Raw genomic sequence first — 21326 nt, forward strand, 5'->3', positions numbered from 1 at the left:
ACACCTAGCGAAGCTAGGCTAGGTGTGTGGGAGGCCTTTTTCATTAAATCTCATCCATCATAATTACGATGAAAATAAAAAAGATTGTAGAAAAACATGAGTTTCTCTACAATCTGAAGACTACAGTCATGTAGTCTTCTTTTTTACTGCTCCAAACTTTCCTTCAATTCCTTCTTCACTGTAGCCAAACTATTATCATCAAGCTGATAATAATAGATGTTATTGATGCGTGCTCCTGTTCCTTTCAGCTCGTGCTGCTCCACACGCTGTCTTGCGTCACGGTAGTCATTCATCATCGTCCACATATCATCAAATGACATGTTGGTCTTCATATTGTTTTCCACGACTTTGAACATATCGCCGAACTTCGTAATAGATGAAATGTTTGCCCCTTTTGCAATGATGCCTTCAATGACTTGGCGCTGCCTTTGCTGACGTCCAAAGTCACCCTTTGGATCTTGCTTTCTCATTCTTGTGTAGGCAAGGGCTTGATCACCATTTAGATTAATTTCTCCTGTACCAAATGAATGGCCGTCATAGCTGAAAGCAAATGTGCTGTTAACTGTAATGCCGCCAAGTGTATCGACAATATCCTTAAAGCTTTCCATATTGACTTTCACAAAGTAATCAACAGGTACATCAAGCAATTCCTCTACTGTATCTGCTGCCATTTGTGTGCCGCCGAATGCATAGGAGTGGTTGATTTTATCCATTGTGCCTTTTCCGACAATTTTTGTATACGTATCACGCGGGATACTCACCATCTCGGTCGTTTTGGTTTTTGGGTTAACGGTCATGTATATTAATGTATCCGCACGACCGCGGTCATTCTTTCTTTCATCGACACCCATAACTAAAATAGAAATCGGGTCTTTCTTATTTAAATCGACATCTTTGTCACGCTTATCTGACTTCTTTAAATTCTCCTGAATGCCTGCCACGGTTGATGCTGCTGTATTCCAAAGATGATATGCATATCCGCCAGTTGCTAATACGAATAAGCCAATAATCGATAAAACAATCCAAAGAACCTTTTTTTTCTTTCGTTTTCTTTCAGCTCTCATAATGTCCCTCACCTTTTCTATGATTCTTCCATGATTATAGGTTTACGAATCTTGATAAACAAGTTATTTTTTTACTCTGAACCTAGATATAGACGTTGTAACAAAAAAAAGGTTTCAAAAAACCTTAAATTTACCTTAAAATATTAAGTTATAAGACGATACAAAGACATGAGGTGAAAAAAATGAAGAAAATCGTCGTTTTACCGTTCTTAATACTACTACTTGGTATCGTGCTCACAGCATGTGGAACGGCTGAGCAGTCCTCGGGAGAAAACAAGACAAGCAGTTCAACTCCTCAGGTGCTGGAAGAAAAAGCTGAATTTATTGGAATGGCTGATGCACATACAGTCGAAGTGAAAAAAGTGAATACGACCTTAAGCTATGAATTTACGGATAATTTTAAAGATGTGTTAAATGAATTCAAACCAGGAGACACAGTAGAAATCTCTTACTTTATCAATGACAGTGGTCAAAAGGAAATTCAAAAGATTGAAAAACAGAAGTAAAAAAGATGGGCGGGATGAACAAAATTGAAGAAAACAGGCGTTACACTTATTGTTCTCATGACACTGACTCTACTAGTCGCACCCTTTCAGTCTGCCATGGCTAGCTCGACAATTTCAGTGAAATTGTCTAATTATATCGGAAATAAAAAAACGATGGATCTATCCACAGCTGGAGAATACAAGCTGTCAGGATCGAATGTGGCTGTCACGAAAAGATATGATGGCAAAAATCGATACGAAGTTGCTAATAGCATCGCGTCTGCCGGCTGGAAGAATCCATCAACTGTTGTCATTGTGAGCCGTGATGCATTTGATCACGCCATTTCTGTATCACCGTTAGCTTACAAACTAGGCGCACCCATTTTGTATACGAACATTGAAAGACTGACAAAAACAACTGAAAACCAGCTGAAGAAAATGAAGCCGGATAACATCCTGATCATCGGTAACACGAAAAGTATTTCCACAGCTGCTGAGAAATCTATTAAAAAGTATGGCAAAGTCAGACGTATTAGTGGAAAAGACAAGTTTGAAATCTCTCAAAAAATCGCTAAAGAAATGGGTAACTATAAGCAAGCTGTCGTTGTCGGCGGAAACTCATTTATGAATGGGATTGCGATTGCATCCTATGCATCGAGAAAGGGATATCCAATCCTGTTAACAAAAAAAGATTCCATTCCGTCTTACAAGCTGCCAAGTAAAGTCATCATCATCGGCAGTACGAAAAGTACGGGACAAAAAGTAGAGAATCAAATTAAAAAAACGTCACAGGTGACAAGAATCAGTGGTGCCAATCGCTATGAACTATCTGTGAATATTATTAAGAAATTAAATATCAATGCAGATAAAGTTTATTTGGCAAAAGCCTCTAGCTATATTTATGCTATGCCGCTGTCTCAATTGGCTGCAAAGTCTAACAGTACCGTTGTGTATGTGAAACCAGATTCTGTCACAGCGTCACTAAAAGCACTGCTGAAACAAAAGGGTACATATGCTTATCACCTTGCTGGTAGCACAAGTGCGATTAAAGATAGCTTGAAAAACTCATTAGCTAAACAAGTCTATCTGAAAAAAAATCAAAACTACCAATTGAATATTTCTAACGGAAAAATTTCATTAAAAGGCATAAAGACGTATAACACAGTAAGAGTTGTTCCTGAGAAATATTCAACGAAAAATGTCCTTCAAATTGCAGGGAAGCCGTACTTAGGCAGCGTCAACTTTGCAATTGAATCAGGTTATATCAGGCCGACTCTCGAAAATATTCCATTTGAAGACTATCTAAAAGGCGTAGTACCAAATGAAATGCCTGCAAGCTGGCATGTTGAAGCGCTAAAAGCACAGGCAGTTGCCGCTAGAACGTATTCAGTGAAAAGTATTGGAAAAGTCGTACCTGATACAACTGCCTTCCAAGTATATGGAGGATATAACTGGTACACGAATTCGACAAAAGCTGTCGATGCCACAAAAGGGAAGGTACTGAAATACAACAATCAGCTCATTTCAGCAACCTATTATTCTAGTAATGGCGGTTATACAGAGGCAAGTGAAGAAGTGTGGGCAAATGCACTGCCGTACTTAGTGGCCAAAAAGGATACAAAAGATCCGGTCAATGCATGGACGCTAAAACTCTCTAAAAAACAACTAGGCACAACATTGACTGCTAGCACAGCAGCATCTCAGTGGTCTAAGACAAAAGAGACAAATGCAGCGGACCTTGCTGGTCTCAAATCATGGCTACTCAAAAACAAAGAAACAGCTGCATCTGATATGAAGATTGCATCCATCTCAAGCCTGACATTCTCAGGAAAAACAAAAGGCCAGCGTGCGAAGACGGTATCGATCAAGCTGACATATCATCTGAAAAATAAAACAGGCACGTATGCAGTAAACAAAAGCACAACGGCAAGTATGAAGATGACCGAGTTTAGATCCGTCATGGGCGCAACAAAGGTGAAAAGCACATTTGCGTCTGTCAAAAACAATACAAATGACTTTACGATTTCAGGAAAAGGATATGGTCACGGCATTGGTATGAGCCAATACGGAGCCAAAGCTAGAGCAGAATCTGGAAACTCATATTCTTCCATACTTTCGTTCTACTATCCAGGTACAAAACTAACAAACTATTAAAGGGTTAAAGGAGGACATAGATGATGCGCTCAAGCATGAAAACAGCCATCCTCAGCCTTATCGCCATTTTCGTTATTGTTCCGACAGCTTCAGCAGATAATTCCGTCTCACGAATTGATGGCGGGAGCAGATATGCTGTAGCAGCAAACGTAGCGAAAAAGGGATGGGGAACTGCAAGTACAGTCGTTTTAGTAGGGAAAACTGCGTATGCAGATGCAACAGCAGGGATTCCACTTGCACACCAAAAAAATGGACCAGTTCTTTATACAAACAGTAAGAGTCTTTCGGGTGACACGAAAAAAGCCCTAAAGGCTTTAAAAACAAAGACAGTTATCGTTTTAGGCAGTACATCAAGTGTGTCGAACAACGTAGTCAACGAAGTGAAGAAAATGGGTATCTCTACACAACGTATTTCAGGAAAAAATCGATATGAGCTATCTGCAAATATCGCGAAAAAAATGAAAAAGCCAGCAGGCGTCGTTGTCGTTGAAGGTTCCTTCTATGCTCATGGGATTGCAATTGCACCGGTAGCAGCACAAAAAGGATTCCCAATTCTCTACACAGATAAAAAGGGACTTCGTTCTGAAATCGCTTCTGTTGCAAAAGCAAGCAATGTCAAACAAACCATTGTCGTCGGTGGAGAAAATTACGTCACAAAAGCAGCTTATAATCAATTGAAATCTCCAACACGAATCAAAGGCTCCACTCGTTATGACGTTGCCGCTAATATTGTGAAAAAGTATAATATGAGCACGTATAATACCTATGTAGGAAGAGGTTTTGGCTATGCCACTTCATCTTCTGCTGCAGGGATCGCAGCGAAGCAAAACAAAGCATTGCTTCTAACGAATGAAAAGACATTACCAAAAGTAACAAGAGCAACAATTAGCAGTAAAAAAATCACCAAATTTACTGTCGTAGGCAGTACAAATACGGTGACACCAACTGTTGTGAATCAATTAAAAAATCCTGTCGTCGGAAAAAAAGTATTCATTGATCCAGGTCATGGTGCACATGATTCAGGAGCTGTAGGCTACGGTTTATATGAAAAGAACTTGAATTTAGATGTAGCAAAACGTTTAAATACGAAATTAAACAACGCTGGTGCACTTGTTACCATGTCAAGAACATCAGACACATTTGACAGTCTTCAAACACGAGTGAGCAAAGGTGCGAATGCGAAAGCAGATATCTTCATTAGTGTCCATGCCAACTCAAATGATAACAGCAGTGCAAACGGAACAGAAACGTATTATGACAAAACCTATGCGTCTGCAAACAGCTTGAAGCTTGCGCAAAACATTCAGCCTAAAATGGTCAGTGCACTTGGTACAAGAGACCGTGGTGTGAAAACAGCTGGATTCTACGTGATTAAATATTCTAAAATGCCGAGTGTTCTTTTAGAAACTGGTTTTGTGTCCAGTCCAGTTGATTCAAACATCTTGAAATCTGCTACGTATAAAGATCGTTTAGCGTCAGGCATTTCAAGCGGTGTGTCAGGTTACTTTAGATAAGAAAATACAAACATGAGGGGTGCCTCAGATACTCCTCTTAGGCTGCTCGAGAACGTCTCTCGGCAGCCTTTTTTCAAAAGTCTATGAAGTGATCGGGTAATCAATAATGTGTCAAGTTAAAAATACATTTCATTTTTGGTTATCTTTGTTATAATTGAAACATAGAAGGTGAATGGTTTACGCATGAATCTTCAAGCGACAGCAAATCGACAAATCATGAAGAGGTGACGATCTTGAAAAAATTAATCACAATGCCGTTTCTAGTATTGCTTCTAGGTGTATTACTTACAGCATGCGGCACAACAAATCAATCAAGCGACAACAATAAGGATGACAGCAAAAAGGAAACAACCGAAGCGGCTGATCAAAAGAAAGAAAATGCTTCAGAGGAAAAAACAGAAGATCAGTCATCTAATGAAAAAGCAGATGATCAAAGCAAAGAAACAGCTGCTCAAAAAGAAGAGCAAGCTGGTCAATCTGATGAAGCGGCAAAAGACAGCTCAAGTAAAGAAATCACAAAAGAAGAACCTGCTAAGGATCAATCAAAAGCTGATTCTAAAACAAAGAAAGAATCAACAACAAATAAGAAAAATGAAGTCACCAAAGAAGGCAAATATGTCGGTTTGGCTGATGGACATACCATTGCTGTGAACATTGATGGCAAAGAAGTAGCTATTCAGTTCGGAAATGCGTTTTCTAAACAAGTGAACAGCTTAAAAGAAGAATCAAAAGTGAAAGTAACCTATACAAAAGATGCAAACGGAACCCTTCGATTAAAAACCATCGAATCCGTCAAAGCAAAATAAAGAAAGACCCGGAGACCCGCAGAATTGCGGGTCTTTTTTACGTTGAAAAGGGCATAACTTGATATAAGTGCACATTCTTAACACAGTTTTACAAGACTTAACAGCGCATTTACATTTGCTTAATGTTGCTCTGATAAACTGACTTTCATAGAACATCTCTTTACACAACAACTACTTTAGATGGTGAGGTGCAGGTCAGTGAGTGCAGAGAAAGCGATGAATCTTTATAGAGAATATGAAGTGAGACGAAACCACTCTTTTGCCTTAACAGAACATATGGTTCGTTATTTATTTGCAAAACGTTTCATAGATTTAATGTTCTCGTTCATCGGATTGATGTTGAGTACGCCGATCATTTTGCTGTTTGCTCTCTTGATTAAGCTGGAAACACCGGGACCAGCCTTTTATATGCAGGAGAGGGTAGGGAAAGACGGTGTTTACTTTAAATTATGGAAGCTCAGATCGATGAGAACCGACGCTGAAAGCGGAGGAGCGAAATGGGCACAAAAAAATGACCCGCGTATCACCAAAGTGGGAGCCTTCATTCGTAAAACAAGAATCGATGAACTCCCGCAATTTATCAACGTGTTAAAAGGAGAAATGAGTATCGTAGGTCCGCGGCCGGAAAGACCGATGTTTACCGCAGAATTTAATCGGACGATTCCAGGTTTTACGAAAAGATTAGCAGTAAAGCCGGGACTGACAGGTCTTGCTCAAGTAAATGGAGGATATGAAATGAGTCCGAGTGAAAAATTAACACACGACTTACAGTATATTCAAAACTTGACATTTTCTCTCGACACGAAGATTATGGTAAAAACGTTAAAAGTCATCATGACGGGTGACGGAGCCAGATAAGTAAAGTAGGGAAGAGAAATGGCAAGTATGAAAAAACGCATACTAGGCGGGGCAAAATGGACAAGCTTGTCCGCATTCATCATTACGATTATCCAAATCGCACAGTTCGCTTTTTTAGGGAACGTGATGTCACTGAAGGAGTTTGGACTCGTTGGCATGATCACAACTGTCACAATATTTACGCAGATTTTACTTGATCTAGGGATTGGGGCAGCGATCATCCAAAAGGAACAAACAACAGAACGTCAATTATCTACATTATATTGGATCAATTTGCTCACTGGAATTGTCTTATTCTGTTTACTCATTCTAGTAAGCCCAATGATTGCCGCCTTTTATAACCGGCCAGAGCTGGAGGGTTTGCTCAAACTATTATCCATCATGTTTCTGATTGCACCAATTGGCCAGCAATACCAATACATGATGCAAAAGGACTTAGCCTTTAAAACATTAAGTACCATTGAAGCCATTGCAACCATGATATCGCTGTTTGTTTTACTCGTTCTGGCCTTTTTCATCAATCCGATTGTGGCCTATGTCATTTCTCAAGTGCTGCTGCAATCAGGAAAAGGGCTTATGTATGCCGCAGCTTATTGGCAGAAGTGGCGCCCAGCACCTGTTTTTGCATTAGGGGAAGTGAAAGAATTTTTCTCATTTGGTGCATTCCAGCTCGCATCCAGACTGGTCAATCGAGCAGGATCGAACATAGACATGATTTTAATCGGCCGGTTTCTTGGAGCAGAAGCATTAGGTATTTACAGCTTGGCGTATCAAATTGTAACGATCCCGGTGCTGAAGATTAACCCAATCGTGACGAGAGTGGCTTTCCCTGTTTTCGCAAAAAGTCAGCGTGATCACTCCATGCTGCGAGAGGGCTTCCTCAGTATGACGAATATGCTCGCATTAATTAGTTTTCCATTATTAATCGGTCTTGCTGCCGTATCAGATAGCTTTATAGAAGTAGTGTTTGGAGAGAAATGGCTCGTAGCCGTTCCGGTTCTTAACATTTTGTGCATTGTCGGCCTTCTGCGTGTGCTGATGAATCCAAACGGTTCAATACTTCTTGCCAAAGGGAGAGCGGACTTAGCCTTTTATTGGGATACGGGGATGCTCATCGTGTATGGATGCGCCTTATATGCAGGTGTCAGCACAGGCAGTCTGCTCACAGTAGCTTGGGTTTACTCAGGTGTCAGTCTGCTCAACTTTATTGTCGGCAGGTGGCTCATGGCGTATGTCATTCAGCTTGATATGAAGGTGTATTTAAAATCACTTGGAAAGCCTGCTGTCATGACGCTGTTGATGGCCGCCTGTGCGGTTTTCTTGCATCAAGGCATGAAGCTGACGTCAGCGGATATTTTACTTCAATTAGGATTGACGATTTGTGTCAGTGCTGCACTGTATGGCTTGCTGTTCATCAAAATGTATCCGCAGGTGGCAGGTAAATTATTGAGAAGAGGTCGTTCGTCATGAAGGTGCTATGGCTGACAAGTGTATATCCTAGTGAAAAACATCCAAGTGAAGGCGTATTCCATGAAACGCAAGTGCAGGAGCTGCTCAAACAAGGAATACAAGTGACTGTCATTTGTCCCAATCCAGTAAATTTACCGGTTTTGCGGATGCTGAAGGCGGCCTATCGGCAGAAAAAAGATATGCCCGAACAGGAAGTAAGAAACGGAGTGACAGTATACAGGCCGCCCTATACAGCGATCCCTGGACAGCTGAAATGGGCACAGCCGAGTAAACGAATAGCGGCTTCTGTTCTAGGCGCCATGCAGCGTTATCAGCTGTCACCAGATTTTATCCATGCGCACTTTGCGATGCCGTCTGGCGGAGCGGCGGCTGTGATTCAGAAAGAAACGCAAATTCCTTATCTTTTGACCTTACATGGCAGTGATGTGAACGTGTATCCAGGCTATAGCAAAGGGGCACATGCAGCCTTTGAAACGGCGGTGAAACAGGCATCTGCTGTTCTGACGGTGAGCGAGGAGCTTGCTAAAAAGACAAATGACATGACAAAGGTGGAAGCGCAATGTCTCCCGCTCGGTATTCCGCTTCAGTCATTTTCTAAAACGGAAGAAGATCAACAAGGCATCAGGAAAAAGTTAGGCTTACCCCTTCACGACAAGCTCGTTGTCTTCGTCGGGCGATTAGTCAAAGAGAAGGGCTTACTTGAATTAGCTGATGCTGTCAGCGGCATGGATGGTGTGAAAGCAGTCTTTGTTGGAAAAGGCCCCCTTGCAAAGGGGGTGGAAGAACGGGCTGGAGCATCCATTGTACTCCCAGGACAGGTGCCGAATGAGCAGGTGAAAGACTACTTAATGGCAGCTGATCTGTTTGCACTTCCTTCCTATAGTGAAGGAATGCCTACCGTCGTCCTAGAGGCGCTTGCTTTAAAAGTACCTGTCATTGCGACACGAGTCGGTGGTCTTCCATCTTTATTTTCTAGCTATCAACACCTGCTCGTTGATCCGCGTTCGACGAATCAGTTAAAAGAGGCCATTCACGCCTATCTTTATGAAAACAGATGGAATGAGCAAGTGAAGAACGATCTTCATCAAATCGTTCATACAGAATATTCATCAGCAAATAATGCGAAGCATCTCATACAGCAATATGAAAAGGTGCTTAATCAATCAATATCCATCGTTTAAACAAGATGAAATGTGCAAAGAATGATAGATAGATAAACAGCTTGGAACGGACAATATGCTTTTACTGAGAGGATGAAAAATGTTGAAGAAAATTGCTGTGATTGGAACAGGGTATGTCGGGTTAGTATCGGGTACTTGTTTTGCTGATATCGGAAATCGTGTCATCTGCTGTGACATCGATGAATCAAAAATCAACAGCTTAAAAAGTGGTGTCGTTCCCATTTATGAACCGGGTTTAAAGGAATTGATTGAAAAGAATACGGAGGAAGGAAGACTGTTTTTTACAACCAATATTCCTGCCGCTATCAGGGAATCAGAGATTATCTATATTGCTGTAGGGACACCGATGACAGCACAGGGGGAAGCAGATTTAACGTTCGTGAAAGCCGTCGCTCAAACAATTGGTGAACATCTAAATGGCTATAAAATCATCGTCAATAAAAGCACAGTGCCCGTTGGAACAGGCCGGCTCGTTCAAGCCATTGTCGAAAAAGCATCCCGCAGTAAATATCCTTTTGATGTCGTATCCAATCCAGAGTTCCTCAGAGAAGGCTCTGCAATCCAAGACACGATGAATATGGAGCGGGCAGTAATAGGCTCGACAAGCACCCATGCGTCAACCATCATCAAAAGATTGCATGATCCGTTTCAAACAGAGGTTGTGGAGACCAACTTAGAAAGTGCTGAAATGATTAAGTATGCTGCAAATGCCATGCTTGCCACAAAAATCTCATTCATCAATGACATTGCAAATATTTGCGAGCGGGTGGGCGCTGATGTTGAAAAAGTCAGCGAAGGAGTTGGATTAGACAGCCGCATCGGGCATAAATTTTTAAAAGCGGGCATTGGATTTGGGGGTTCTTGTTTCCCGAAAGACACGATGGCTCTTCTCAAAATTGCCGAAACAGCCGGCTACCGGTTCAAGCTGATCGAGTCCGTGATTGAAACGAACAATCACCAAAGAGCTCACCTTGTCAGCAAACTGATGAGTGTATTCGGTGATATTAGAGGAAAAACCATCTCTGTCTTAGGTCTCGCATTCAAACCGAATACGAATGATATGCGTTCTGCGCCTGCATTAGACATTATCCCCATGCTGAGAGAGCTGGGTGCTTTTGTGAAGGCTTATGATCCGATTGCTTATGTAGAAGCAGAGCGAGAGCTTGGCCCGCAGGCTGTCTTCAGCAATGACCTGTATGAAACAGTAAAAGATACGGATGCTTGCCTCATCCTAACAGAATGGGATGACGTACAGAAGATGGATAAAGATCAAATCAAGCTGCTGCTTCGTTCACCGATTGTAATTGATGGAAGGAATTTGTTTGATCCAGCAGAAATGAAAGAGAGAGGATTTATTTACCAGTCTATCGGCCGCCCAGGCGTATGGGAAGCAGAATTGGTATCAAAGGCACAATAACAGGGGGAGCTTGGATGAAGAAAGTATTGGTTACTGGGGGAAGCGGATTTATTGGGTCACACACGGTAGAGGCTTTACTAGAAAAAGGCTACGAGCCCATCGTTCTTGATAATTTTTCAACTGGATCTCGGGAAAATATTGCCCACCTTTCCGTTCAATGCATTGAGGCAGATGTCACAAAATTAGAAACGGTCGATTTGATCAAACAAATGGCGCCGGATTATATCATTCACCTTGCAGCACAGGTGAGTGTAGCGGTTTCCGTTCAGAATTTCGTTTATGACGAAGAGGTCAATATAAAAGGGTCCCTGCACGTCATGAAAGCAGCGGCTGAAGCAGGAGTGGAAAAGGTGGTATTTGCCTCATCAGCAGCTGTCTATGGAGATCCAGTGTATCTGCCAGTGGATACCGCTCACCGGCTAAAGCCTGGTTCGCCTTATGGGTTAGCGAAACTCACAGTAGAGCGATACTTAGAAATGGCAAAATCACTGTATGATGTGGACTATTGTATTCTACGGTACAGCAATGTTTATGGTCCGCGACAAGACGCACTTGGCGAAGGTGGAGTTGTCTCTATTTTCTCTGATAAGTTTGCAAAAGATGAGGCTCCTTTCATTTTCGGAGACGGGGAACAAACAAGAGATTTCATTTATGTAGGTGATCTAGCAGCAGCGAATGTTGCGGCTTTAACAGCTCAATCAAACGTTTGTTTAAATATCTCATGTGGTGATTCGATCACTGTGAATGAGCTGTTTCAAACGATGAAGCGGGTGACGAGGTCGCATCTTGAACCAATTTACAAGCCGCAGCGTGCAGGAGATATTGTGCATAGTACATTGGCAAATGAGGAAACGAAACAAGTCTTAGCATGGGAGCCTGTTGTGAGTTTACAGGAAGGTTTGGCTCGTACCATTTCCTACTATGAACAGGAAGTCAAGGCTTAATCCCTCAAATCGGATGGGTTGCTTAGGAGGAAAATGGGTATGAGTGTGAAACAAACAGCATGGCAAATCATGATTGGATGTATTTTGTTTGCAGCAGGGATCGGGCTTGTACAAATGGCAACCGCCCAGCCCGTCGGGTTAAAGAAGATGGTGGCTGTTCCGGTTATACTTTTGATCCTGTCGGCTGCTCTCGTGTTGATGAAGCTATACATGAATGGTGAGCAAATCTTCATGTCAGCCATCTATCTTTTGATTGCATTGACTTTTCTCAACAACGCTTTCTTTTCTATTAGTGCCGGATTCTTTAGTCTTTTTCTCTACCGTATTATGCTTATCGCCGTCTTTGCTTTATTCATATGGCGGATGAGAGATAAGGGGACGTACATATCGCAGTGGCAGCAGATTCGTGTCAAAGGAATTCTTGGTTTTTTCGCTGCATGGTTTCTTTACGGGCTCATCTCACTGCTTTGGGCTCATTCGGTCACAGACGGCCTGAAATATATGTCCCTGCTTGCAATGGGGATGGGGTTTGTCTTTCTTGTCGTCATGTTCATTCAGCGAATGGATCAAGTGGTGACCTTTTATAGCATTTGGCTGGTCATGACTGTGTTTGTGATGGGGATTGGTTTCTATAATCACTTTACATTGAACCATTTACCGAATACCTCATTGTATCTAGGACCAGCGTATAAACAGCACTATCCTACATCTGTCTTTTTTAATCAAAATGACTTTGCGACGTTTTTATCGATTAGTTTCTTTTTATATCTAGCGTGCATGCGTCAAATGAAAAACGGTTATATCAAAGCGTTTGGATTATTAGGGGCAATCGCCGCACTGTATCTCATTTTGTTAACTGAATCCCGAGCCAGTCTGCTTGGCATATTTGCAGGAGTGGCGGTCTATGTATGGCTGCTGCTGCCGCGATTTCTCAAAAAGTGGTCAATCATTGCAGCAGGCGGACTTGTTGTTATCTGTATCGCTGTCTTTTCAGCCAAGATTTATTCGGTCTTTTATGACTTGTTTCTCGCTTCTCAGGTCGCACATTCTTTTAGTGAACCACTCCCATCTAACATCGCGAGAGCGAATTTGATCAAAAATGCTTGGCACTTCTTTACGAATTCATACGGATTCGGGGTTGGAGCGGGGAATGTGTCTTACTACTTAGCTCACTTTTCGATCTTTGATACAGACCAGGTCGTAGAAGTGCACAATTGGCTGCTGGAATTGATGACGAACTTTGGGTTTGCAGTCATGCTGGGCTATATCTCAGTATACGCCTATCTCATGTTCACACTGTACAAACAATACCAATGGGCTGACACAAGATCGGCAAAAATGATCATTGAGGGGTTGTTTGCAGCCATGCTGAGCTTTCTCGTTTCAAGTATCAGTCCTAGCTCCGTCTCGAATTTATATTTCCACTGGGTATTTTTAGGACTGGTGATCGCAGTGGTGAATATGTTGAAAAATAAACAACGACTCAAGCTGTGGTAAACGGTTTGTATGGCTACACTAGTGAAAGAGCAAATACGTCAATGTTGGGAGAATGAACATGTCTGGTTTCATATCTAGAATAGGGAAGCGAATCAAAAAGTACATCGTATGGCTCATCCTGCTGCCTGTCATATTAGGCGCCTTTGGTTTCTTTTTTGCTAAAGGAACTACGCAGCAGTCCAGTTACACAGCTGCTGTTACCCTCACTCTTGGTAAATATGATGATGGGGTGTATAACAATATGGCAGAAGTGACATCTCTATTAAAAAGCGATGCATTTCTAAATGAAGCACTCAGTGATGTCAAAGAAGAAGAAAGGCAGGATGTGAAAACCCGTCTCATCCTTACCAATCAATCAGATACACAATTACAGCTGTCTTTCACAGATGCCAATAAGGATCGCGCTTTGGCTGTCGTGAAGCAGGTGTCGGATACATTTCTTAAGCAAGACAAAGCATTATTTACAAAAAGGCAGCAGGTGATTGAAAGTAGATTAGCTGCTCTTGAAGACGAATCTGTCAGCAATGATTCCAAAGTCGATAAAGAACGATTCTTATATGAATTGGAGTCGACAAAGCTTGGAATGAAGCAGGCAAAGATTGTCGATCCTGCACAAGTACTTGATGAGGGCAATAAAGGCATGTCAGCCAAAAAACGTGCACTGCTTGGGCTTGTCATTGGCTTTAGCATCTCGCTCATGTTTGTGGTCTTACCCGAAGTGTTCAAAGAATCTTAATGATGAACTGGAGATGAGTCTTAGGTGAACAATCAACCGTTAGTATCCATCATTACACCGGCGTATAATGCGGAACGTTATTTAACGGATACAGTTCATTCCGTCCTTGCCCAAACCTATTCCAATTGGGAGCTGATCATTGCAGATGATTGTTCTACAGATGGAACGAGAAAGCTATTAGGGGATTTAAGTCAAGCGGACGACAGAATCAACGTCATTTATTTAGAGGAAAATGGGGGAGCTGCCATTGCTAGAAACGCAGCCATCAACCAGGCAAAAGGGCGCTTTATTGCTTTTTTAGATAGCGATGATAAGTGGAAAGAGACGAAGCTTGAAAAACAGGTAGACTTCATGCTGACAAATGATTATGCCTTTACATTTACGGCATATGACATCATTGCAGAAAATGGAGAACCGTTAGAAAAAACCGTCACTGCGCCAGCGAGATTAGATTATAATGAAGCCTTGAAAAATACCATTATCGGCTGTTTAACGGTCATGCTTGATCTTAAAAAGGTAGGACATGTGGAAATGCCGAACATTCGCACAAGGCAGGATTTAGCTACATGGCTGTCTATATTAAAAAGAGGATTTACAGCCTATGGTATGAGTGAACCGCTCAGTGAATATCGCATCGTTGGAAACTCCATCTCTAGCAACAAGTGGAAAGCAGCGAAAAAAACGTGGTTTGTCTACAGAGAAATTGAGCAGCTTCATTTTGTCAAAGCGTCCTGGTGTTTTATGCACTATGCGACAAATGCTGTGAAGAAGCGCTTATAAACAGAAGGGAAAAAAGGTGATAAAGGTGAAAGCAGACTCGATCATACATGTTGTCGTAGCGACGGGAGAATGGGGACAGGACGGACTGAGGTACAGACGGCATCGGTTGGCCGAATTTTTAGCATCTGATCCGGAAACGAAAGAGGTCATCTGGGTATGCCCGTCATCATCTCGTCATACAGCTCCCTTTCAGCCCATAACAGATCGAATGAAGCAATTGGCCATTCCTGATGTGCTCAAGAGTAAATTATTTCGCTTTGGCCGATATCAAGACATGTTCTATATTCATAAATTGTCCCCTCTTCTTGAGCATTTGCGGATGGAGGAAAAGAAGGGGATTGCTGTTTGTTTATGGTATACGTTTCCGGGCTTTCCGCTCTTATCTTCCTTATTTGAATGGAAACACATTGTCTATGATTGCAGTGACCTGTGGGGAGAGCCGATAAGCGGCAAACACAACATTCTTTCTTATATGAGGCAGCGTGTCATTGTCAAAGCAGAAAATCGAATCATTAAATACGCACACAGCATTACATGCTCTTCTCAATATTTACACGATCAAATCAAAAAACGTCTTATGGGAGAACCGAAAGATGTGTTTACTGTGGAAAATGGCGTCGAGTACGATGTATTTGCGAAAAGCAATCTTCCGTGTAAAGAAGATGTGCTGGAAGGAAGAGAAGGAACCGTGCTTGGTTTTATCGGAGGAATCAAGCCAAAGCTCGATTTTGACATGATGGCTGAAGCTGCTCGCATGCGGCCTGATTGGACATTTTTATTTGTCGGTCCGGATGGAACGAATGGAGATCCATCTTTTCAGCATGCACTCAAACTGCCAAATGTGATTTGGACAGGAGTTGTTGCACCAGAAGAAGTACCTGCTTATATGAAGCTGATTGATGTAGGCATGATGCCATACAAACAATCCCCTTACAATCAAGCGGTGTTCCCTCTCAAGCTTTATGAATTTTTAGCAGCTGGAATACCGGTTGTCGGTTTAAATCTCCCGTCAACGGAAAGGCTAAAAGAGAAGGATGTGTATGAATATTTAGAGGGCGATGATCCTGCGCTCTTCGTAGAAGCCTGCCTGAAAGTGATCAGCAAAAAAGACGACACGACCTATAGACATCTAAGACAAAGCCGTGCAATGAAAAAAGATTGGCACGCGCTGTTCACAAACATGGTGGAACTAACGAATATTAAAGAAAACGCATAATTCATTCGGGATTGTGCGTTTTTATTTGTTTCTTCTTCACCGGGGGAGCTTGTGATCATCCTCTATTCAATTGTATAATGGAAAGAGCGGCCAATATACAAAATACAGATTTCAATTTAGAAGGAGACTGACCTATGGATTACGAACGCGCCTTATTAGCGTTTTTTGTCTCTCTGGCTACAGTTTTAATTGTGACACCAATCGTCAAAAAGTTTGCAATTAAGATTGGTGCAGTGGACCAGCCGAATAAACGAAAAGTTCATGATAAAGTAATGCCTCGAATGGGTGGTTTGGCAATTTTTATTGGGGTAGCGGCTGGAGCATTAGCAGGCGGGCTGTTTCTACATAATAAAATTACAGCAATTTCAGTTGGTGCCGTACTCATCGTCATTTTAGGTATATTTGATGATAAATATAATTTAAGTGCAAAATTTAAATTTCTCGTACAAGTTCTTGTTGCTTGTTTGATTGTGAGCACAGGCTTAAAAATGGATTTTTTCTCAGTTCCTTTTTTAACAGATCGAATTGAGTTAGGCTGGATGGCATATCCCCTCACCGTGCTATGGATTGTCGGCATCACAAATGCCATTAATTTAATTGACGGTCTTGATGGACTAGCTGCCGGTATTTCCGTCATCGGTTTATCAACGATTGCAGTGATGGCATTTTCTGCTGATAAGATTCTGATTCTTTCTTTATCTCTTGTCGTCATTGGCAGTACGATCGGCTTTCTCTTTTACAACTTTCATCCAGCGAAGATTTTTATGGGGGATACCGGTTCGCTATTTTTAGGGTATATGATCTCGGTGCTGTCACTTTTAGGGTTATACAAAAGTGTCACTTTGTTTAGTGTTGTTGTTCCTGTGATCATTCTAGGTGTTCCTATATTTGATACGACCTTTGCAATCATTAGACGTATATTAAACAAACAGCCGATTTCAGCGCCGGACAAATCCCATATTCATCATAGACTAATGGCCTTTGGCTTGTCCCATCGCATGGCGGTTATCGTGATTTACATGATTGGCTTAGTCTTTAGCTTAAGTGCGATTTTGCTGACAAGCGCCACCATTTGGTTATCGCTCATCATTATCTTTTTACTGGTAATGTTTATGCAAGTGATTGCGGAAGTCACGGGTTTGGTCAACGAAGAGTTCAAACCATTTACGAAATTCTATAAACGAATGGTGAAAAGACAATAAAAAACAGCCCGTTCCTAGGAACTGGGCTGTTTTTTATTATTGTCCTGGTGTGCTGGTCGAAGGATTAGTTGTATCGCTTGACCCTGTTTCACCAGAGGGTGGATTGGTTTGTGAATCTGTTTCACTCGAAGATTCAGCAGGAAGCTTTAAATGCGTCCGTAATTCATTTTGTACGTTAGCTAGATTGGTTTGATCTGGCTCAAAGTAATACGTTCGATTTGGTCCTAAATAAAGGTCTGTTCCTTTAATAGAAAGTGTTTCTGTGTCATCCCCCTTAAATCCGCTGTAGATTTGCTGAAGCGCAAGACCTTCTGTGATACGGAAGTTGGTTGTAATGTGATCACTTACTTCTTTAGCGATATTATCGACGTTCGCAATGTTATTTGCCTTCGTCATTTGATCAATCATTGCGCGTAAAATTTGTTTCTGACGATCATTACGTCCGAAATCACCGCGTGGATCTTGTTTTCTCATCCGCGCGTAAGCAAGTGCTTCTTCCCCGTTTAAATGCATATTGCCTTTTTTGAAGTAAATCTTTTTCGATTTTTTCACATCACTTTTTTCATTGAAGTCAAATGGAACATCGATATCAATTCCGCCGACTTCATCAATAACATCCTTGAATCCGTCAAAATCAACGGTTGCATATTTATCAATCGGAATATGCAAGAATTGTTCGACAGTTTCAATCGTCTCGTCTTTTCCACCTTTAGCAAATGCTGCATTGATCTTTTCTTTATTTCCTGTCGTGTCACTTGCAAGCTGTACGCGTGTGTCACGAGGGATACTAACCATTTTCATCGTTTTGTCTTGAGGGTTAATCGTTGCGACAATGAGTGAATCTGAACGGCCATGATCACCATCTGTGGCATAATCCTCAATTCCGACAAATAGTACAGAGAAAGGTTTCTTCTTAATATCAATGACCGCATCACGAAGCTTCGATTTCTCTCCTCGGTCTAGCTCATCATATGTTTTGTCAGCAGCCTGAAGTGTATTGACTATTTTATATACTGCAAATCCGCCCATGCAGATGATAAGAAGTAAAAATAAGACCAGGATACGTTTGAAAATTTTCTTCTTCTTACTCTTTTTCTTTCGTACACGCACTCTTACTCGTTGTGCCATTCATCTGTCTCCTTTATCGGACCAATGTCCTTTTCTAAATAAATCAGTTCGCCTTCTTTTGTAACACTCTTTCCATTTGTCAGCTCAGTCATCCATTCAATGAACTGCTCTGTTTGTGTTTCTTCTACATACGTCTCAAAAATAACATCTTCTGCATAATGAATTTCTTTTAGCTGAAAAGATGAGGCTCTAAGCTCATTCTCTACCTTTCCAAGCCATGTATAATCTATTGTTGTGTGCATCGTACGCATTAAACAGCGTTCTACCATACCAACATGGTTGATGGCTTCTGATACAGATTTTCCGTAGGCACGAATCAATCCACCGGCGCCTAGCTTAATACCGCCGAAATAACGAGTGACCACTACGACTGTATCTTTCAGCTTCCGTTTTTTTAACACTTCAAGCATTGGCACACCTGCTGTACCGCTTGGTTCACCATCATCATTCGCTTTTTGAATCAGGTCATGTTCTCCAATGAGATAGGCAGAACAATTATGTGTGGCATTCCAATGTTGTTTTTTAATGGATTGTATAAATGCTTGTGCTTCTTCTTCTGAGACAGCACGCTGTATATGACAAATAAAACGTGATTTTTCAATGACGATCTCATGCTCGCCACGACTTTTTACTGTAAGATAGCGATTCAGCAAAAGACTTACCCTCCTGACAAGCAAATTGTAAGACTAGAGAAAATTTGCATTGATTTTAGAATTTTACAGCGTATTTTGTTATGATGATAGGGGCGGAAAAAGGGTCGTCATAAAAACTTCATGATTTATACGCATTCTTTCATTATAATTCGACATAAAATGCAGATCAATGACATTTATAATAAAAAAAGATGACATCACTGTTACGGGAGGGAAAAGCCATGACAACACCTAAAATGGATCCGAAATTATTGGATTCAATCATCATGAAAATGCTAAGTACAGTTGATGGCAGCAAGGACGAAGTATTTAGGATAGGCGAACAGTCCCGTCAACAATATGAAAGCCTAGTAGAAGAGCTGAAGCAAATCAAGCAGCAAGTAAACGAAGTAATTGATTTTGGGGATAAACTCGAAGTCCATACGAGACATGCTAGAAATCGCTTATCTGAGGTCAGCAGAAACTTCAACAAATTTAGCGAAGAAGAAATACGGGAGGCCTACGAAAAAGCACATAATCTACAAGTGGAACTCACCATGATCCAGCAGCGCGAAAAGCAGCTGAGAGAAAGAAGAGACGATCTGGAAAGACGATTGTTAAGCCTGCAAGACGTCATTGAACGCTCTGAAACGCTTGTGAGTCAGATCACAGTTGTTCTCAACTATCTCAATCAGGACTTACGCCAAGTTGGCGTGTTACTTGAAGATGCTCAGGCAAAACAAGATTTTGGACTAAGAATTATTGAAGCCCAAGAAGAAGAACGCAAAAGGGTGTCCCGGGAAATTCATGACGGTCCGGCCCAGATGCTGGCAAACGTGATGATGCGTTCCGAATTAATTGAACGGATTTTCAGAGACCGTGGGACAGAAGAAGGCTTTAAAGAAATTAGAAGTCTCAGACAGAATGTGCGAAATGCTCTGTACGAAGTGAGAAGAATCATTTATGATTTAAGACCAATGGCTTTAGATGATTTGGGTCTCATTCCGACGCTAAGAAAATATTTAAACACAATCGAAGAGTATGATGGAAAAACCAAGATTACGTTCCAATGCCTAGGGGATACAGAAAGCGAAAGAATTGCTTCTCAATTTGAAGTGGCACTGTTTAGACTAGCCCAAGAAGCTGTCACAAATTCACTAAAGCATTCCGAAGCTGAAGAAATCTCTGTAAAAGTAGAAGTGACGAAAGACTTTGTCACGTTAATTATCAAAGACGATGGAAAAGGCTTTGATATGAAAGATGTGAAAACAAACAAAAACAAATCCTTCGGTTTACTTGGCATGAAAGAACGCGTAGACTTACTGGAAGGTAAAATGACCATAGACTCAAAAATAGGTCTAGGGACATTCATCATGATTCGCGTGCCATTAACATTGCAAAATAAAATTGTAAAATAGAGACAAAAGACATATTGACCATAAAGTTCAGGTGTAGAACAATAAACATGGGGAGGCGTAGCTTGTGACTAAAGTAAATATTGTAATTATTGATGATCACCAATTATTCCGTGAAGGTGTCAAACGGATTTTAGATTTTGAACCTACTTTTGAAGTAGTTGCAGAAGGAGACGACGGTGACGAAGCTGCACGTATCGTAGAACACTATCATCCGGATGTTGTCATTATGGACATTAATATGCCGAATGTAAATGGTGTAGAGGCTACAAAGCAGCTAGTTGAGCTTTATCCCGAATCAAAAGTCATTATTCTATCTATTCATGACGATGAAAACTATGTGACACATGCATTGAAAACAGGGGCAAGAGGCTACCTGTTAAAAGAAATGGATGCAGACACGCTCATTGAAGCAGTGAAAGTCGTAGCTGACGGAGGATCTTATTTACATCCGAAAGTTACTCATAACTTAGTAAATGAATTCCGACGCCTAGCGACTAGTGGCGTTTCAGCACATCCGCAGCACGAGGTATATCCTGAAATTCGCAGACCACTTCATATCTTAACGAGACGTGAGTGCGAAGTTCTTCAAATGTTAGCTGACGGAAAGAGCAATAGAGGAATTGGTGAGTCGCTCTTTATTAGTGAGAAAACAGTCAAAAACCACGTGAGTAACATTTTACAAAAAATGAATGTAAACGACCGTACACAAGCTGTTGTTGTAGCAATTAAAAACGGCTGGGTAGAAATGAGATAATGTTCCGGACAAGTACTCCTTTTTCGCCTGTTTTTGGTTCTCTCACATGTTAATTGGAGAGAAATGATAG

At 41.4% G+C, this 21326-nt stretch carries 19 protein-coding genes; 16 read left to right on the forward strand and 3 right to left on the reverse strand.

Features of this window, described 5'->3' with window-relative positions:
- Positions 1-143: 143 nt before the first annotated feature.
- Positions 144-1064, reverse strand: coding sequence for a LytR family transcriptional regulator (locus ACP7A0_RS07675; RefSeq protein WP_106039027.1), 921 nt, complete (start codon positions 1062-1064; stop codon positions 144-146).
- A gap of 182 nt (positions 1065-1246) precedes the next feature.
- Between ACP7A0_RS07675 and ACP7A0_RS07680 the strand changes: the two genes are divergently transcribed.
- The 14 genes from ACP7A0_RS07680 to ACP7A0_RS07745 all read left to right on the forward strand — a co-directional run bounded on the left by ACP7A0_RS07680 (position 1247) and on the right by ACP7A0_RS07745 (position 17324).
- Complete coding sequence (locus ACP7A0_RS07680) at positions 1247-1570, forward strand: hypothetical protein (protein WP_024423640.1); 324 nt, start codon at positions 1247-1249, stop codon at positions 1568-1570.
- A 24-nt stretch (positions 1571-1594) separates the two neighbouring features.
- On the forward strand, positions 1595-3703 hold the full coding sequence (locus ACP7A0_RS07685; protein WP_106030569.1) for a SpoIID/LytB domain-containing protein: 2109 nt from the start codon (positions 1595-1597) through the stop codon (positions 3701-3703).
- A gap of 23 nt (positions 3704-3726) precedes the next feature.
- On the forward strand, positions 3727-5217 hold the full coding sequence (locus tag ACP7A0_RS07690) for an N-acetylmuramoyl-L-alanine amidase (protein WP_106030731.1): 1491 nt from the start codon (positions 3727-3729) through the stop codon (positions 5215-5217).
- A 233-nt stretch (positions 5218-5450) separates the two neighbouring features.
- On the forward strand, positions 5451-6023 hold the full coding sequence (locus ACP7A0_RS07695) for a hypothetical protein (protein WP_426004758.1): 573 nt from the start codon (positions 5451-5453) through the stop codon (positions 6021-6023).
- 198 nt (positions 6024-6221) lie between these two features.
- A complete protein-coding gene (locus ACP7A0_RS07700) occupies positions 6222-6881 on the forward strand; it encodes a sugar transferase (RefSeq protein WP_034281119.1) in 660 nt (219 codons plus the stop codon).
- An 18-nt stretch (positions 6882-6899) separates the two neighbouring features.
- Positions 6900-8351: a teichuronic acid biosynthesis protein TuaB gene (gene tuaB / locus ACP7A0_RS07705; RefSeq protein ID WP_095285723.1), complete on the forward strand. Its 1452-nt coding sequence runs from the start codon at positions 6900-6902 to the stop codon at positions 8349-8351.
- The gene (gene tuaC, locus ACP7A0_RS07710) at positions 8348-9532 is read left to right on the forward strand and encodes a teichuronic acid biosynthesis protein TuaC (RefSeq protein ID WP_034660165.1); all 1185 of its coding nucleotides are present in this window, start codon (positions 8348-8350) and stop codon (positions 9530-9532) included. Before tuaB ends, tuaC begins: the two co-directional genes overlap by 4 nt.
- 79 nt (positions 9533-9611) lie before the next feature.
- On the forward strand, positions 9612-10949 hold the full coding sequence (gene tuaD, locus ACP7A0_RS07715; RefSeq protein ID WP_060597407.1) for a UDP-glucose 6-dehydrogenase TuaD: 1338 nt from the start codon (positions 9612-9614) through the stop codon (positions 10947-10949).
- Between the two features lie 14 nt (positions 10950-10963).
- Positions 10964-11893 (forward strand): NAD-dependent epimerase/dehydratase family protein, encoded by a 930-nt coding sequence (locus tag ACP7A0_RS07720; RefSeq protein ID WP_060597406.1) that lies wholly within the window; start codon positions 10964-10966, stop codon positions 11891-11893.
- A 39-nt stretch (positions 11894-11932) separates the two neighbouring features.
- Complete coding sequence (gene tuaE / locus ACP7A0_RS07725) at positions 11933-13390, forward strand: teichuronic acid biosynthesis protein TuaE (RefSeq protein ID WP_426004762.1); 1458 nt, start codon at positions 11933-11935, stop codon at positions 13388-13390.
- A 58-nt stretch (positions 13391-13448) separates the two neighbouring features.
- Positions 13449-14126 carry a teichuronic acid biosynthesis protein TuaF gene (tuaF, locus tag ACP7A0_RS07730; protein ID WP_060597405.1) on the forward strand — a complete coding sequence of 226 codons (678 nt, stop codon included), beginning with the start codon at positions 13449-13451 and terminating at the stop codon, positions 14124-14126.
- 24 nt (positions 14127-14150) lie between these two features.
- On the forward strand, positions 14151-14906 hold the full coding sequence (gene tuaG, locus ACP7A0_RS07735) for a teichuronic acid biosynthesis protein TuaG (protein WP_426004764.1): 756 nt from the start codon (positions 14151-14153) through the stop codon (positions 14904-14906).
- A gap of 19 nt (positions 14907-14925) precedes the next feature.
- Positions 14926-16122, forward strand: coding sequence for a teichuronic acid biosynthesis protein TuaH (gene tuaH / locus ACP7A0_RS07740; RefSeq protein ID WP_223253287.1), 1197 nt, complete (start codon positions 14926-14928; stop codon positions 16120-16122).
- Between the two features lie 134 nt (positions 16123-16256).
- Positions 16257-17324 carry a glycosyltransferase family 4 protein gene (locus ACP7A0_RS07745; protein WP_034660156.1) on the forward strand — a complete coding sequence of 356 codons (1068 nt, stop codon included), beginning with the start codon at positions 16257-16259 and terminating at the stop codon, positions 17322-17324.
- A 36-nt stretch (positions 17325-17360) separates the two neighbouring features.
- Here ACP7A0_RS07745 and ACP7A0_RS07750 read toward each other — a convergent pair whose 3' ends face one another.
- The gene (locus tag ACP7A0_RS07750) at positions 17361-18452 is read right to left on the reverse strand and encodes an LCP family protein (protein WP_106048170.1); all 1092 of its coding nucleotides are present in this window, start codon (positions 18450-18452) and stop codon (positions 17361-17363) included.
- On the reverse strand, positions 18437-19105 hold the full coding sequence (locus ACP7A0_RS07755) for a YigZ family protein (protein ID WP_012011434.1): 669 nt from the start codon (positions 19103-19105) through the stop codon (positions 18437-18439). The genes ACP7A0_RS07750 and ACP7A0_RS07755 overlap by 16 nt, the downstream gene beginning before the upstream one ends.
- Positions 19106-19326: 221 nt before the next feature.
- On the opposite strand from ACP7A0_RS07755, the gene ACP7A0_RS07760 reads away from it, so the two are divergent.
- Together ACP7A0_RS07760 and degU are read left to right on the forward strand one after the other, a co-directional pair.
- Positions 19327-20502: a sensor histidine kinase gene (locus ACP7A0_RS07760; protein ID WP_003213166.1), complete on the forward strand. Its 1176-nt coding sequence runs from the start codon at positions 19327-19329 to the stop codon at positions 20500-20502.
- A gap of 64 nt (positions 20503-20566) precedes the next feature.
- A complete protein-coding gene (gene degU / locus ACP7A0_RS07765) occupies positions 20567-21256 on the forward strand; it encodes a two-component system response regulator DegU (protein WP_008348273.1) in 690 nt (229 codons plus the stop codon).
- The last annotated feature ends 70 nt before the right edge of the window (positions 21257-21326 follow it).

Source organism: Bacillus sp. DWP3-1, assembly GCF_049896565.1.
GTDB lineage: Bacteria > Bacillota > Bacilli > Bacillales > Bacillaceae > Bacillus.

Coding starts and splice junctions, on each gene's coding strand:
- ACP7A0_RS07675 (WP_106039027.1), bottom strand. CDS start 1,064: ATGAGAGCTGAAAGAAAACGAAAGAAAAAAAAGGTTCTTTGGATTGTT.
- ACP7A0_RS07680 (WP_024423640.1), top strand. CDS start 1,247: ATGAAGAAAATCGTCGTTTTACCGTTCTTAATACTACTACTTGGTATC.
- ACP7A0_RS07690 (WP_106030731.1), top strand. CDS start 3,727: ATGCGCTCAAGCATGAAAACAGCCATCCTCAGCCTTATCGCCATTTTC.
- tuaB (WP_095285723.1), top strand. CDS start 6,900: ATGGCAAGTATGAAAAAACGCATACTAGGCGGGGCAAAATGGACAAGC.
- tuaC (WP_034660165.1), top strand. CDS start 8,348: ATGAAGGTGCTATGGCTGACAAGTGTATATCCTAGTGAAAAACATCCA.
- tuaD (WP_060597407.1), top strand. CDS start 9,612: ATGTTGAAGAAAATTGCTGTGATTGGAACAGGGTATGTCGGGTTAGTA.
- ACP7A0_RS07720 (WP_060597406.1), top strand. CDS start 10,964: ATGAAGAAAGTATTGGTTACTGGGGGAAGCGGATTTATTGGGTCACAC.
- tuaE (WP_426004762.1), top strand. CDS start 11,933: ATGAGTGTGAAACAAACAGCATGGCAAATCATGATTGGATGTATTTTG.
- tuaF (WP_060597405.1), top strand. CDS start 13,449: ATGTCTGGTTTCATATCTAGAATAGGGAAGCGAATCAAAAAGTACATC.
- ACP7A0_RS07745 (WP_034660156.1), top strand. CDS start 16,257: ATGGATTACGAACGCGCCTTATTAGCGTTTTTTGTCTCTCTGGCTACA.
- ACP7A0_RS07750 (WP_106048170.1), bottom strand. CDS start 18,452: ATGGCACAACGAGTAAGAGTGCGTGTACGAAAGAAAAAGAGTAAGAAG.
- ACP7A0_RS07760 (WP_003213166.1), top strand. CDS start 19,327: ATGACAACACCTAAAATGGATCCGAAATTATTGGATTCAATCATCATG.